The 13,059-nt window shown below is 64.3% G+C and carries 13 protein-coding genes; 9 read left to right on the top strand and 4 right to left on the bottom strand.

Annotated elements, in window-relative coordinates; translation table 11 throughout:
* Positions 1-16: 16 nt before the first annotated feature.
* The 9 genes from MYCSM_RS07125 (at position 17) to MYCSM_RS07085 (ending at position 9,644) form a co-directional block, all read left to right on the top strand.
* Positions 17-1,117, top strand: coding sequence for an aromatic/alkene monooxygenase hydroxylase subunit beta (locus tag MYCSM_RS07125; RefSeq protein ID WP_015305467.1), 1,101 nt, complete (start codon positions 17-19; stop codon positions 1,115-1,117).
* On the top strand, positions 1,114-1,455 hold the full coding sequence (gene mimD / locus MYCSM_RS07120) for a propane 2-monooxygenase effector subunit MimD (protein ID WP_015305466.1): 342 nt from the start codon (positions 1,114-1,116) through the stop codon (positions 1,453-1,455). Before MYCSM_RS07125 ends, mimD begins: the two co-directional genes overlap by 4 nt.
* A 21-nt stretch (positions 1,456-1,476) precedes the next feature.
* Positions 1,477-2,520 carry an amidohydrolase family protein gene (locus MYCSM_RS07115; protein WP_015305465.1) on the top strand — a complete coding sequence of 348 codons (1,044 nt, stop codon included), beginning with the start codon at positions 1,477-1,479 and terminating at the stop codon, positions 2,518-2,520.
* Complete coding sequence (locus MYCSM_RS07110; protein ID WP_015305464.1) at positions 2,517-3,254, top strand: iron-sulfur cluster assembly protein; 738 nt, start codon at positions 2,517-2,519, stop codon at positions 3,252-3,254. The genes MYCSM_RS07115 and MYCSM_RS07110 overlap by 4 nt, the downstream gene beginning before the upstream one ends.
* Positions 3,251-4,276, top strand: a complete 1,026-nt coding sequence (locus MYCSM_RS07105) for an NAD(P)-dependent alcohol dehydrogenase (protein ID WP_015305463.1) — start codon at positions 3,251-3,253, stop codon at positions 4,274-4,276. The genes MYCSM_RS07110 and MYCSM_RS07105 overlap by 4 nt, the downstream gene beginning before the upstream one ends.
* Positions 4,277-4,319: 43 nt before the next feature.
* Complete coding sequence (gene groL / locus MYCSM_RS07100; protein WP_015305462.1) at positions 4,320-5,969, top strand: chaperonin GroEL; 1,650 nt, start codon at positions 4,320-4,322, stop codon at positions 5,967-5,969.
* Between the two features lie 455 nt (positions 5,970-6,424).
* On the top strand, positions 6,425-6,745 hold the full coding sequence (locus MYCSM_RS07095) for a hypothetical protein (RefSeq protein WP_015305461.1): 321 nt from the start codon (positions 6,425-6,427) through the stop codon (positions 6,743-6,745).
* A 331-nt stretch (positions 6,746-7,076) separates the two neighbouring features.
* Positions 7,077-7,445, top strand: coding sequence for a hypothetical protein (locus tag MYCSM_RS07090; RefSeq protein ID WP_051073718.1), 369 nt, complete (start codon positions 7,077-7,079; stop codon positions 7,443-7,445).
* 279 nt (positions 7,446-7,724) lie between these two features.
* Positions 7,725-9,644, top strand: coding sequence for an ABC transporter ATP-binding protein/permease (locus MYCSM_RS07085; RefSeq protein WP_015305460.1), 1,920 nt, complete (start codon positions 7,725-7,727; stop codon positions 9,642-9,644).
* Positions 9,645-9,781: 137 nt separating this feature from the next.
* On the opposite strand, the gene MYCSM_RS07080 is transcribed toward MYCSM_RS07085, so the two are convergent.
* The 4 genes from MYCSM_RS07080 to MYCSM_RS38695 form a co-directional block, all read right to left on the bottom strand.
* Positions 9,782-10,480 carry a hypothetical protein gene (locus MYCSM_RS07080; RefSeq protein ID WP_015305459.1) on the bottom strand — a complete coding sequence of 233 codons (699 nt, stop codon included), beginning with the start codon at positions 10,478-10,480 and terminating at the stop codon, positions 9,782-9,784.
* Entirely contained in the window at positions 10,477-11,310 is an 834-nt protein-coding gene (locus tag MYCSM_RS07075) for a hypothetical protein (RefSeq protein WP_015305458.1), read from the bottom strand. The genes MYCSM_RS07080 and MYCSM_RS07075 overlap by 4 nt, the downstream gene beginning before the upstream one ends.
* Before the next feature lie 196 nt (positions 11,311-11,506).
* Positions 11,507-12,817 carry a GTP cyclohydrolase II RibA gene (gene ribA, locus MYCSM_RS37040; RefSeq protein WP_198345008.1) on the bottom strand — a complete coding sequence of 437 codons (1,311 nt, stop codon included), beginning with the start codon at positions 12,815-12,817 and terminating at the stop codon, positions 11,507-11,509.
* Between the two features lie 79 nt (positions 12,818-12,896).
* Complete coding sequence (locus MYCSM_RS38695) at positions 12,897-13,019, bottom strand: hypothetical protein (RefSeq protein ID WP_257720731.1); 123 nt, start codon at positions 13,017-13,019, stop codon at positions 12,897-12,899.
* Positions 13,020-13,059 lie beyond the last annotated feature (40 nt).

Raw genomic sequence — 13,059 nt, 5'->3', positions numbered from 1 at the left:
AGAAAGAGAAAACGCGATGTCCGCACCTGCTAAGCAGCGCAGCTTCCCCAAGATCGAGTTCACCGACTCGGAGGCTGGTGCGCTGGAATTCCCGAGCAGCAAGAGCCGGAAGTACAGCTACTACACGCCGGCGAAGCTGCGCGCGACCATGTACGAGGACGTCACGGTCGACGTGCAGCCCGACCCGGAGCGTCACCTGTCCCAGGGCTGGATCTACGGGTTCGGCAACGGCCCGGGCGGCTACCCCCAGGATTGGACGGTCGCCAAATCGTCGAACTGGCATGCATTCCTCGACCCGAACGAGGAATGGGACCAGACCATCTACCGCAACAACTCAGCGGTGGTTCGCCAGGTCGACCTGTGCCTGAAGAACGCCAAGCGCGCCCGCGTATACGACGGCTGGAACGCGGCATGGCTGAAATTCCTCGAACGCGGCCTCGGTGCGTGGATGCACGCCGAGAACGGACTGGCCCTGCACGTGTTTACGTCCATCCAGCGTTCTGGGCCGACGAACATGATCAACACCGCCGTCGCCGTCAACGCCGCCCACAAGATGCGCTTCGCGCAGGACCTGGCACTGTTCAACCTCGACCTGTCCGAGGAGGCCGAAGGTTTCGACGGCAGCGCCCACAAAGAGGTCTGGCAGTCCGCGCCCGAATGGCAACCGACCCGCGAGGTAGTCGAACGGCTGACCGCCGTCGGCGACTGGTGCGAGCTGCTGTTCGCCACCAACATCGTCTTCGAGCAGTTGGTGGGCTCACTGTTCCGCAGTGAACTGGTGATGCAGATCTCGGCACGCAACGGCGACTACATCACTCCCACGATCGTGGGCACCGGTGAGCACGACTACGACCGCGATCTTGCCTACACCCGAAACCTGTTCCGGCTACTGACCCGCGACGAGCAGCACGGGCAATCCAATCGGGAGCTCTTCTCGGCGTGGCTGGCCACCTGGGTGCCGAAGTGCCTGGCTGCCGCCCGCGCGCTGCAGCCGGTGTGGTCGCAACCGGCCGAGAAGACCGTCACCTTCGCTTCCAGCCTCGGCACCGCCGAAGAGGAGTTCACATCCCTGCTCGAGTCGATCGAGCTCGACATCCCTGAGGAGCTGAAGAAGTGACCATGCAATTCGGATCAGCCACCGAGTTCTCGAACAAGTGCGGTGTGACGCTGATGAACACCCCGATCGGTCGCGTCGTCGCCGACGTGATGGGGGCCAAGGACGGGGTAGAGCTCACCGAGTACCCGTCGATGATCCGGGTGGACGGCGTGCGTGTGCTCAACTTCGACTACGCCGAACTGACCGAGGCCCTCGGCGAGGAGTTCGACGGATCGATTTTCGAGGAGATCAGCTCCACGCACTACGGGCGCATGGTCCATCTCGACGACAAGACGGTGTTGTTCGCCAGTCCCGAGGACGCTGCCGAGTACATCGGCTTCGACCTCCACGTGAAATAGCGCTAATAGTAAGGATTTTCGATGTATACCAAGGACGGCAACTCCTACTTCATCGTGGACGGCCACATAGCCATCTGGGACGGCCGCGAGTCCAACCACAAGAACGTACACGGCAAGCAGTTCATCGACTGCTTCTACGACTACCACCGCAACCTGTCTCCCGACGACGCGGTGTGGGACTACGACACCTACACCTACTACGGCGGCGAGCGGCTGATGCGCGACCTGTTCGTCGACGGTTACGTCGACCACGCCATTTTCCAGCCCGCCTTGCTGAGCGACTTCTACATCAACGGGTTCGGACAGACTGAGGAGGCATTCGGCCTGGCGCAACGCCATCCCGACAAGCTGACCTACAACCACGCCTACGACCCGCGCAACGGCGAGGCGGGCCTGGCCCAGCTGCGCCACGACGCTGAGCGGATGAAGCTGCAGGGCGTCAAGCTCTACACCGCCGAGTGGCATGGCGACTCCCGCGGCTACAAGCTCGACGACCATTGGTCGCGGCGTTACCTCGAAGAGTGCATCGAGCTGGGTATCCGGAACATCCATGTGCACAAGGGTCCGACGATTCGCCCACTGGACCGCGACGCGTTCGACGTCGCCGACATCGACAAGGTCGCGACCGATTACCTGGAGCTCAACTTCATCGTCGAGCACGTCGGCCTGCCCCGGTTGGAGGATTTCTGCTGGATCGCCACCCAGGAGTCCAATGTGTATGGCGGTCTGGCCGTGGCGATCCCGTTCATCCACACCCGTCCGAGGTATTTCGCCCAGATCATCGGCGAGTTGTTGTACTGGATCGGCGAGGACAAGATCCTCTTCGCCAGTGACTACGCACTGTGGACACCGAAGTGGCTGGTCGAGAAGTTCGTCGACTTCCAGATTCCCGACGACATGCTCGGGGAGTATGCCCCGATCACCGTCGATCAGAAGCGAAAGATCCTCGGTATCAACGCCGCTGCGCTCTACGACATCAAAGTTCCCGCGGAACTGCGGCTGGCCGCACCCGGGCAGGACACGGTCGATGTCGCAGCCGGCGCCAAGGAGGCGGTGCCGCTATGACCGTCACCGCCGTGTCGCTGGAATCTGAGATTCTGGCAGCCCTGGACACGGTCGCCGACCCCGAGCTCGATGAGCCCATCACCGCACTGGGGTTCGTGCGATCAGTGAGCATCGCCGACGACGGCGTCACCGTCCGCCTGCGGCTACCGACGGCGTTCTGTTCGCCCAACTTCGCCTACCTGATGGCCTCGGACGCCTACGACGCGCTACGCGCGCTCGACGGTGTCGGGCAGGTTCGGGTGTTGCTCGACGACCACCATGACAGCGACAAGATCAACGAGGGGTTGGCTGCCGAGGCTGGTTATGTCGGCACGTTCGGCGAGGAGGCCGAAGAGAGCCTCGACGAGCTGCGCACTACCTTCCTGCGCAAGGCGCATACCGCCGCGATGGAGCGGAGCGTGTCGGCGCTGATGCGACGTAAAGGACTGAACCCCAATGAGATTCACCAACTGACCCTGCGTGACCTGCCCGACGGCAGGGAGAAGTCAGCGCTGCTGCGCCGCCGGTTCGCCCTCGGGCTCAGCATGTGCCCGAACAGCACGGTCGTTGTCGGCGATGACGGCCGCCCGCTGCCTGCTGAAGCCGTGCCGATGCGGCTGCGCTTCGCCAGGTCCGTGCGGATCTCGATGGAGGGCAACGCCCACTTCTGCCGCGGGCTGCTCGCCACCCGCTACGACGACGGCGGCGCAGGCACGCCGCAGATCACCAACACCAGAACGAGGAGCTCACGATGAAAGCCGTACAGGTGGTCGGATACCACACCAAGCTTCAGCTCACAGACATCCCAGAACCTAAGATCGAAGGCCCGCTCGATGTCATCGTGCGGATCGGCGGTGCGGGTGTGTGCCGCACCGACATCCACATCCTGGAAGGGCAGTGGGCGGAGAAGAGCGGCGTCGCCCTGCCCTACACCATCGGCCACGAGAACGCCGGCTGGGTGCATTCGGTCGGCGACGCGGTCACCAACGTCACCGTGGGCGACAAGGTCATCCTGCACCCGCTGATCACCTGTGGGCTTTGCCGCGCATGCCGATTCGGTGACGACGTGCACTGCGAGAACAACCAATTCCCGGGCATCGACACCAACGGCGGCTACGCGGAATACCTGCGCACCACCGCCCGCAGCGTGGTGAAGATCGACGACACCCTCGAACCCGCCAATGTCGCGGCGCTCGCGGACGCGGGCCTGACTGCCTATCACGCGGCGGCGAAGGTGGCGCGCACGACACGTCCCGGCGACGTGTGTGTCGTCATTGGCGCGGGCGGCCTCGGTCACATCGGAATCCAAGTGCTCAAGGCGATTTCGGGCGTGACAGTGGTCGTTGTCGACCGCAACCCCGCTGCCATAGCGCTGGCCGAGGAAATCGGCGCCGACCGCGGCATTGTCGCCGACGGCACCCACGTCCCCCAGGTGCTCGACCTAACGGGCGGCCACGGCGCCGAAGCGGTGCTCGACTTCGTCGGCGAGGGCGGCGCGACCAAAGAGGGGGTCGCCATGCTTCGGCGCGCCGGTAACTACTTCGTCGTCGGATACGGCGAGAACATCGACGTCCCGACCATCGACATCATCTCCACCGAGATCAACTTCATCGGCAACCTGGTGGGCTCCTACAACGACCTGCAGGAACTGATGACCCTGGCGGCGCAAGGGAAAGTCACGCTGCACACGACGACGTACCCGCTGGAGGAGTTCCAGCAAGCCCTCGACGATCTCGACGCGGGCCGGGTGCGCGGACGCGCGATCCTCGTCCCCTGAATGTCCCCGGCTCATCGAGCCACCCACGAAAGGAAGTAGAGCCATGGCAAAGGAGCTGCGGTACAACAACGAAGCGCGATTGCGCCTCGAACAAGGCGTCAACGCGCTGGCCGACGCGGTCAAGGTCACGCTGGGTCCAAAAGGTCGTAATGCCGTCCTGGAGAAGCTGACCGGACCACCCACGATCACCAACGATGGCGTGACCATCGCGAGGGAAATCCAACTGCGCGAACCGTTCGCCAACATGGGCGCGCAGTTGGTCAAGGAAGTCGCCATGAAGACCAACGGTCTGGTGGGCGACGGCACCACGACCGCCACCGTGCTCGCACAGGCGATGGTCCGCGAGGGACTGCGCGCCGTCGACGCCGGCGCCAACCCGATGCGGGTGCGCCGTGGCATCGAGCGCACAGTGCCCATCGTCATAGAAGCGCTGAACAACCACGCCGTCGCGGTCAACGGCAGCAACGACCTTCTGCGCATCGCGACGCTGGCCGCAAGCGACGACGAGGCAATCGGAGAGGCCATCGTCCGCGCGGTGGACCACGTCGGAGAATCCGGTGTGATCACCACCGAGGAGAGCGACACACTCGGGCTGGCGGTCGACGTGGTCGACGGCATCGAATTCGACCACGGATACACCTCGGGGTACATGGTGACTGACCCCGAACGCATGGAAGCCGTCCTGGACAACCCGCTGATCCTGCTGACCAACAAGAAGATCACCGCGGTGCAGGAAATCATGCCGACCATCGAGGTGGCCAAGCGTGCCGACCGCCCGCTCGTCGTGCTCGCCGAGGACGTCGACGGCCCGGCACTTCAGCTACTCGTCGGTGGCAACATGCACAAGACCATGCAGTCGGTTGTGGTGCGGGCGCCGGGATTTGGGCACCGCCGGGTCGCCGAACTGGAGGACCTCGCGGTCGCCCTCGGTGGGCATGTGATCGCCAAGGACACCGGGATCGAGCTGTCCGAGGTGGCGCGCGAACATCTCGGCTCGTGTGACCGCGTTACGGTCACCGAGAACGAAACCACCATCGTCGGGGCGCACGGCCAACAGCGGCTCGTCGACGCCCGCGTCGCCCAACTCGAAGCCCAGCGCGAACGGGCCAAGATCGACGCCGACCAGGAGAGCCTGGACCTTCGCATCGCGCGCCTGACTGGTCGCGTCGCGGTGATCCGGGTCGGCGGCGCGACCAGCGTCGAACTCAAGGAACGCATGCTGCGGGTCGAGGACGCCCTCGCCGCAACCCGCGCCGCGCTGGAGGCCGGCATCGTCGCCGGCGGCGGCACCGCGCTGGCCCAGACACATCGCGCACTGGCGAGTACGGAGCTGATCGGAGACGAGGCGATCGGCTGCCAGGTGGTGCGGCGAGCGCTCGCAGAGCCGTTGCGCTGGATCGCGGTCAACGCTGGCTTCGAAGGCGATGACGTCGTCAAGATCGTGGAGGACCTGCCGCTGGGTCACGGGTTCAACGCGTTGACCGGCCAGTACGGCGACATGTTCGACGAGGAGGTCATCGACCCCCTCAAGGTAACCCGCGCGGCGCTGGAGAGCGCCGCGTCGATTGCGGCGCTGCTGATCACCACCGAAACCGCGATCGTCGAGGAAGTCATCGGCAATCCCGGTGCCATCCTCGCGCCCGGCTTCGGTGATCTCGCCGAGGGCATGATCCGGCCGTCGAACATCTACTGAGAAGGCTCGAGTTCGCCGCGGCGACTTGGGAATAGACGCACGGGCGAATTTATCCGAACCCAGCGGAAGCATCTCAACACGTGCGCCGTACGGCGCCGCGGTCGACCCACCAGAAGGCCCGCGGCGCCGCAACTTCGCGTCGCCGGCGTCGGCCTGAGTGTGCAATTCGAGAACGGCGGCGTCGAAGACGCGAGGTTACCCGTCGCCGCCTCCCTGTTTCCAAATGTCCTAAGCCGCAACGGTTGCACGTATGGAAACGTGCCCCAAGGCCGTACTGCGTCGGCTACGGCTCGTTACGCCAATCTGAGGGACGACCTTGGCCACCGATGGTGACCGGCAACGCAGCAGCAGTGCCCGGTTCCGCATTCACCGACTCATATTGAGACGCTCAGGCTGTGTCGACGGCGGTGTCATAGGCATACGAGCTAATACATCGGCGTGACTAGGAGGCAACGGTGAGTACTCAACGTAAACCGCGCCAGACCAAGTACCTCCATCCATCGAGTCAACTGCCGCGGATCTGGCGCCGTCTCAACGGACACCCGAAAGAGCAACACGAGATGGCGCTCTACCGCGTGACTGACCGGCTTCCTGGCGGACGAACGGCATACGTACCCGGAGATCGGATTGTGGCCACAGTATCGGCATGGTTGGCTGAACTAGGGGCCGAGAGCACATTCGTCGATGACCTCGCCCATGCAGTGCGCGCCGGCAACTGGCCGGCAGCGCACAGCATCGCCGAATATCTATCGGTGGAAGTCGAATTCGTCGCATGACTTCGGACGCCGCAGCAACGTCTGGGCGCGGATCTTGGCAGCACGCTGGTTCGCTTCAACGGCGGCGTTCGGGTGAACGACTTCGGCGCGCAGGCGAGCGGGTGTGTTGATCGACCAGGGACATGATTCTGGTGTCGAGCGTGATCATCGGCGGTACGGCCAGCGGCGTTCCGCTCGTCTCACCAGACTGAACTGGTCGGGTGGATTGTCCGTGTACAACGCAGGGGCGTCGGTTTGCACCGAGCCACACGTTAAGGCAGGTCACGACATGTCATCGCATACTCGGGCAACCGGCTTACTCCGACGGGGTGGTGTCAGCCACCGCACACTGATGGCCTGGCGACTACTTAGTGCGATCATGCTGCTGGTGATGGGCGGGATCCATCTGTTCCTCGTGTTCTACGGCGTAGGCGGCCTGCTTGGCAGGCTGTTCGAGCTCAACGCGGTTGGCGCGCTCGTGCTGGCAGTCGCAATCACCGTGCTGCGTGGGCGGCTGTTGTCGCTTGCGATCGGACTGAGTCTGCTGTTCATGGTGGGCACGCTGCTTGCGCTGGTGCTCGCGCTGACCGTGGGGCTGTTTGGCATTCACGAGATTTTGAGCTTCAAGCTGGTGCCCACCACGTTGGTGGTGGAGTCAATCGGCACGATCATCCTGGCAGTAACCGTCGCCCTGGTGTTGGAGTCGCGACGAGCACCCTGACGGCGCCTCACAACCATCATCGCCGGTCAGTATGTCGGGGTCTGGATGCAGCTGTCGGCGACCAGCCAGAGTCGCATTTGGGCAATGAATTCCAATTGCCGCGCTCGCCGCGCTTGTGGAAGGGGGCGCGCGCGGCGTCGTCGGCACCGACGAGCTGGTGCGCCAATTGAATGCGGCGTTCCGCTGAAAGCTGCGCGGCGTCGTCACAGGCAGTCGCTGCGGTAGCTTCGCCGCAGAGTTGCGCAATACGGGAGAACCCTGGGGTAGGAGAAGTCACCGATGAACGATCTGTTTACGTTCTCGATCGACTGGGCGCGCGCGCTGTTCGATTCGGCGATCTGGATCGCCAGGGCGTGGGCGATCGCCGCGGTGTGCACCCTGGTGGTGCTGGTGCTGATTGCGCGCTATACGACGTGGGGCCGGCAGTTCTGGCGCATCACCGGCGCTTACTTCACCGGCCCGCACAGCGTGAAGGTGTGGCTGTGGCTGGCGGCACTGCTGCTGTCGGTGATCGTCGGGGTGCGCCTCAACGTGTTGTTCAGCTATCAGGGCAACGACATGATGTCGGCGGCGCAGGCCGCGTTCACCGGCACCGGCGCAGGCAACGAAGCGGTCAAACAGTCTGGCAAGCACGGCTTTTATACCTCGCTAGGCATCCTCGCGATCCTGGCCACCGTGCATGTCGCTCGCGTCATGCTCGACCTGTTCATGATGCAGCGGTTCATGCTGGCCTGGCGGGTCTGGCTCACCGACCGGCTGACCGGTGACTGGTTGACCGGCCAGGCGTATTACCGCGGGCGCTTCATCGACGACCCGATCGACAACCCTGACCAGCGCATCCAGTCCGATATCGACATCTTCACCGCCGGACTCGGGCCGCAACCCAACACCCCGAACAACACCACGACAAGCACGCTGCTGTTCGGCGCGATCGACGCCGTGGTCTCGGTGATCTCGTTCACCGCGATCCTGTGGCACCTGTCCGGCAACTTGACGGTGTTCGGCGTCACCATGCCCAGGGCGATGTTCTGGATCGGTTTCGCGTACGTCCTCCTCGCGTCCGTCGTCGCATTCTGGATCGGCCGCCCGATCATCTGGCTGAGCTTCAACAACGAGAAGTACAACGCCGCGTTCCGTTACGCGCTGGTGCGGTTGCGGGATGCCGCGGAATCGGTGGCCTTCTACCGCGGCGAAGCCGCGGAGCGGTTGCAGCTGCATCGGCGATTCCAACCGGTGGTGTCGAACTACAAGCGCTACATCAACCGTATGATCCGCTTTTTCGGCTGGAACTTTTCAATCAGCCAGATCATCGTCCTGCCGCCGTGGCTCATTCAGGCGCCTCGGCTATTCGCCGGAGAGATCAAGTTCGGCGACGTCACGCAGTCCGCGACGGCGTTCGCCAACATCCAGAACGGACTGTCGTTCTTCCGCAACGCCTACGACAGCTTCGCCGGCTGGCGCGCGTCGATCATCCGCTTGCACGGGCTGGTGACGGCGAACGAGGAGGGTCGCGCGCTGCCGTCGCTGACCGTCACGCCCAGCAGGGACTGCCTGGTCGAACTCGACGACGTCGAGGTGCGTACGCCGGCCGGCGAGCAGTTGATCCGGCCGCTGGATCTGCGCCTCAACCTTGGGGACACATTGATCATCACCGGCAAGTCGGGCGTCGGTAAGACCACGCTGCTGCGCAGCCTGGCCCAGCTGTGGCCGTACACCACAGGCACCCTGCGCTGCCCCGGCGGCGCCAACGAGACGATGTTCCTGTCGCAGATGCCATATGTACCGCTCGGTGACCTGCGCGCGGTGGTGTCCTACCCCAAGGAACCCGGCGAGATTCCCGACGAGGAACTGCACCGCGTGCTGACCAAGGTGGCGCTGCCGCAGTGCTCACGGCGTCTCTCCGAAGCGGCCGACTGGGCCAAGGTGCTCTCGCCCGGCGAGCAGCAGCGCATCGCGTTCGCGCGCATCCTGTTGACCAAACCCAAGGTGGCATTCCTCGACGAGGCGACATCCGCGCTCGACGAGGGCTTGGAGTTCACGCTGTACGACATGGTGCGCACCGAGCTCCCGGACACCGTCCTGGTCAGTGTCACCCACCGCAGCACTGTCGGCCAGCATCACGAGGAGCATTTGGAACTGCTCGGCGACGGTGAGTGGCGGCTGAGCAGAGTAGAAGGCGGCGAACTCGCCCGCGTCTAATCCCGTCTAACCGCTGATCAGTCTGCGCGGCAAGCACTTTCAGCGCCTCGGAGGTCGGCGTTCAGGCGGTCCGCGATGGCCCGGGCTACCGCTGGACATGGCCAAACTTCGCCACCTCCATCGACACCCAAGCGAAGCTAGTGCCGACCCGCAGTCAGCTCGCGGATGCGCTCGGGGGTGGTGGCCTGTCGATATAGTTCCAATCGCTCTTTATTCCGGGCAGTAGCAGCGTTGTCTTCTGCGGTTAGGGGCGACCCACCAAAACCAGGTCTATGCCAAAGGTGCCAGGCCGGGCCATCGACCCACCGGGTGGGGCCTGCGCACACGTCGAAGGCGATCTTCATCGCCACGTCGTCGTACCAGGCCCCCTCGAAGACCTCGTCCCACTGGCCGATCGCGTCCAGCGTCTCGCGACTGACGACGTTGACGGCGCCGATGCTCTCACCGTTGTCCATGATGGATTCCGGGATGCAGTCGCGGGGCTCGATGTCGTGGGCGCGGACCCGGCCGGAGTCTTCGCGTGTGAGATAGCGGTACTGGATGAACGGCACCACCAGACCCGGGGCCGCTGCCGCCATCGCGATGGCCTGCCGTATCTGGCTGTAGGGCACCAGCATGTCGGCCTCTGCGAAAACGACCACATCCGCACCTACGAACCAGGCGCCGCGGTTGTATGCCTGCGACCTGTTGAACTGTGCGTCTCCCACCCGCCCGTCGTCGCTGAGCCAGACAGGCACATCGCAGCCGTCCCAATGCTCGATGACGCACCTCAGATTGGCCGGGCGCAGTGGGTCATTACCGCGGTCTCTGAAAGGGATGACGATGGCGACGGTCATGCTTCGAGATACTGCTGTCCGATTGCGGCGTAACGCTTCCGCCACAGTGACAACTGAGCATCGGTCAGATGGGCGTGCTGTGGGCCAAATGAAAGATGAGCGGTCAGGAACCCTTGAAAAATCAAGCGCGGCAGCATGTTCACCATGCCCTCATCGCCGATCTTGATTTTCGGGGTGAAGCTGCGGCCCGCGATATCCCCCGGCGATGGTGTCCCGATACGACGCGCAATTTTGCGGAGCATATGCCAGTCATAGCCAATCGTGTTGATTGACAACCAGTCGTGGGTCTTGATGAGTTTAACTGGTTGGCCGACCATTTCGCGCCAGTGCTTGAACATGTAGGTGTGGCTCATCGCGGCGTACTCACCGCTAAGGTGAACATCCAACAACGGCAAGGAAAGGGCCTCGAAGCCGCTCCACAACCCCGGCTCGGTGGGCGTGCACGCCCCGTTGTTAACGACCTTCGCGGTCACCACTGACGCGCGATTGACGTTCACGGCCTCAACAAACTCCCCGAACCTGCCCGTTTCAATGAATACGACGTCATCGTCCACCTTCACGAATAGGTGATCCCGGTACTCGGGGTTGTGAGCGTAGTGACGATATACGGCATTGAACCCCAACCACGGGGGGATGCCAAAATAGTCATTCAAGACGGTGATGCGTTCACCCTCGATGGCTCGCAGGTAAAGGTTGTCGTCGTCATTACGCGACAGATTCCACACGTGATATTGGACATTGGGATGCTCAGTAATGATGCGCCGGACTAGCGGCAGCTGGAGTTCCATGTTCTGCTTGCGGCCGGCGAACACGAACAGAATGACGTTCATCGACGTAATCCGAACAGGCGCGCTGCTCATGCAAATCGGGCCTGGCGCCGACTCGCCGCGACGGTGCCGGTATTCACATCGACCCTGGTGTCCGAATCGCCAAGGGGCTCATAACTTTTCGCCATGAACGTCTCGACGCTCCTACCTGGCACTTCTCGCCGGAAACCGACCCAGGCGTAACATCACCAAAACACACTCAATGGCAACGCGCAACGTCCCACGCAAGCAGGATGTCGTCGTCGAGCACGTATACCGACCGGTCGACAAGCCGGATCCCGTCGACCACGGTGGTGATCCCGAGTGTGCCCACTGCCTCGGTGCCGGCTCCGATTATCGTCGGTGCGATCCCGACCACTAGGCGATCGACGAGGCCGGCACCGAGCATCGACGTGATCACCCGGGCGCCCCCCTCCACGAGGAGCGTGAGCGTGCCAGCCCCCCGCAGTCGGGCCAGGGCGGCAGGAAGGTCGACGCCGCGGGGGCCGGACGGGACGACGTGGACGCGCGCCCCGCGCTCATGCAGGGCGGTCCGCCGGCCGGCCGACGCGCGCCGCGTCGTGATCACTGTGGTGGCCGCGTCCGGGCCGAGGATCTGCGCGGTGGGCGGCAGCCGAAGCGTCGAGTCGAGCACGACCCGCTGGGGCGACGCTCCAGCGACGAGGCGGACGGTCAGGAGTGGGTCGTCCGTCATCACGGTGCCCACGCCGACGAGTACGGCGTCGCACGCGGCCCGCAGCGCGTGCGAGATGCGGCGCTCAGCCTCGCCGCTGATCCATTTGGCATCTCCCGTGGACGTGGCGATGCGTCCATCGAGCGTTTGAGCGAACTTGAGCACGACGTAGGGCCGGTCCTCAGCGGCCCGTACCTCACCGAGCAGAGCGCTCGCGTCGACGGCCGGCTGGGAACCGGATTCCCAGGGTGTCACCGCCAACCCGGTCGGCCCCACATGGTCCATCCTGCGCTCTTTGGTGCGGAGGTAGCCGAGGTTGCGGGCGTGCGGCGCGGTCGGCAGCGGCTCAACCGCCACCACGTCGATTCCCGCGCGCCGCATGCCATCGACTTTCCTCGGGTTGTTCGTCAGCAGCCGCACGGACCGCAGGTCGAGCGCCGACAACACGGCGGCCGCGTTGTCGTAGGTGCGCCCGTCGACCGGCAGGCCGAGACGGAGATTCGCGTCGAGCGTGTCATGGCCCTTGTCCTGCTCGACGTACGTCCGCAGCTTGTTGATCAAGCCGACGCCCCGGCCCTCGTGGCCGGTGGCGTACACGAGCACGCCGCAGTCCTCGGCCGCGATCCGGCGCATGGCCAGCCGCAGCTGTACGCCACAGTCGCACCGCAGCGAGCCGAGCGCGTCGCCGGTGAGGCACTCGGAGTGGAGGCGGACGAGGGCACCGTCCTTTTGCTCCACGTAGCCGCGCACCATGGCCAGGTAGACGTGGTCGGTGGGGCTCTCGAAGGCCCGCACGTCGAATACACCCCACGGCGTGGGCATGGGGACACGCGCCACCTCAGTGAGCATGCAGCAACCGCGCGACGTGCCGTTTCGCCTGCTCACCAGCGACCATAATCAGGAGATGATGCCTTCGTCAGCCGCCGCTGTCGAGTTCGCAGGCCCACGTCAGATCCGAGTCGCCGCCGTCGCGCTGCCCGAGCCGGGGCCGGATGAAGAAGAAGCCAATGCGGGCGCCGCTAACGGCACTTGGTGCCAACCACGCCGAGGACCTTGAGGCGCTCCGATGATGGGATTCG

The organism is Mycobacterium sp. JS623, assembly GCF_000328565.1.
Taxonomy (GTDB): Bacteria; Actinomycetota; Actinomycetes; order Mycobacteriales; family Mycobacteriaceae; genus Mycobacterium.
The sequence above is the reverse complement of the archived record's forward strand: the minus strand, read 5'-3'. Positions and strand labels throughout refer to the sequence as shown.

What these genes read in the sequence shown, in the direction of transcription:
- MYCSM_RS07125 (WP_015305467.1), top strand. Translation starts at nt 17, where the DNA reads ATGTCCGCACCTGCTAAGCAGCGCAGCTTCCCCAAGATCGAGTTCACC.
- MYCSM_RS07115 (WP_015305465.1), top strand. Translation starts at nt 1,477, where the DNA reads ATGTATACCAAGGACGGCAACTCCTACTTCATCGTGGACGGCCACATA.
- MYCSM_RS07110 (WP_015305464.1), top strand. Translation starts at nt 2,517, where the DNA reads ATGACCGTCACCGCCGTGTCGCTGGAATCTGAGATTCTGGCAGCCCTG.
- MYCSM_RS07105 (WP_015305463.1), top strand. Translation starts at nt 3,251, where the DNA reads ATGAAAGCCGTACAGGTGGTCGGATACCACACCAAGCTTCAGCTCACA.
- groL (WP_015305462.1), top strand. Translation starts at nt 4,320, where the DNA reads ATGGCAAAGGAGCTGCGGTACAACAACGAAGCGCGATTGCGCCTCGAA.
- MYCSM_RS07090 (WP_051073718.1), top strand. Translation starts at nt 7,077, where the DNA reads ATGGCCTGGCGACTACTTAGTGCGATCATGCTGCTGGTGATGGGCGGG.
- MYCSM_RS07085 (WP_015305460.1), top strand. Translation starts at nt 7,725, where the DNA reads ATGAACGATCTGTTTACGTTCTCGATCGACTGGGCGCGCGCGCTGTTC.
- MYCSM_RS07080 (WP_015305459.1), bottom strand. Translation starts at nt 10,480, where the DNA reads ATGACCGTCGCCATCGTCATCCCTTTCAGAGACCGCGGTAATGACCCA.
- MYCSM_RS07075 (WP_015305458.1), bottom strand. Translation starts at nt 11,310, where the DNA reads ATGAACGTCATTCTGTTCGTGTTCGCCGGCCGCAAGCAGAACATGGAA.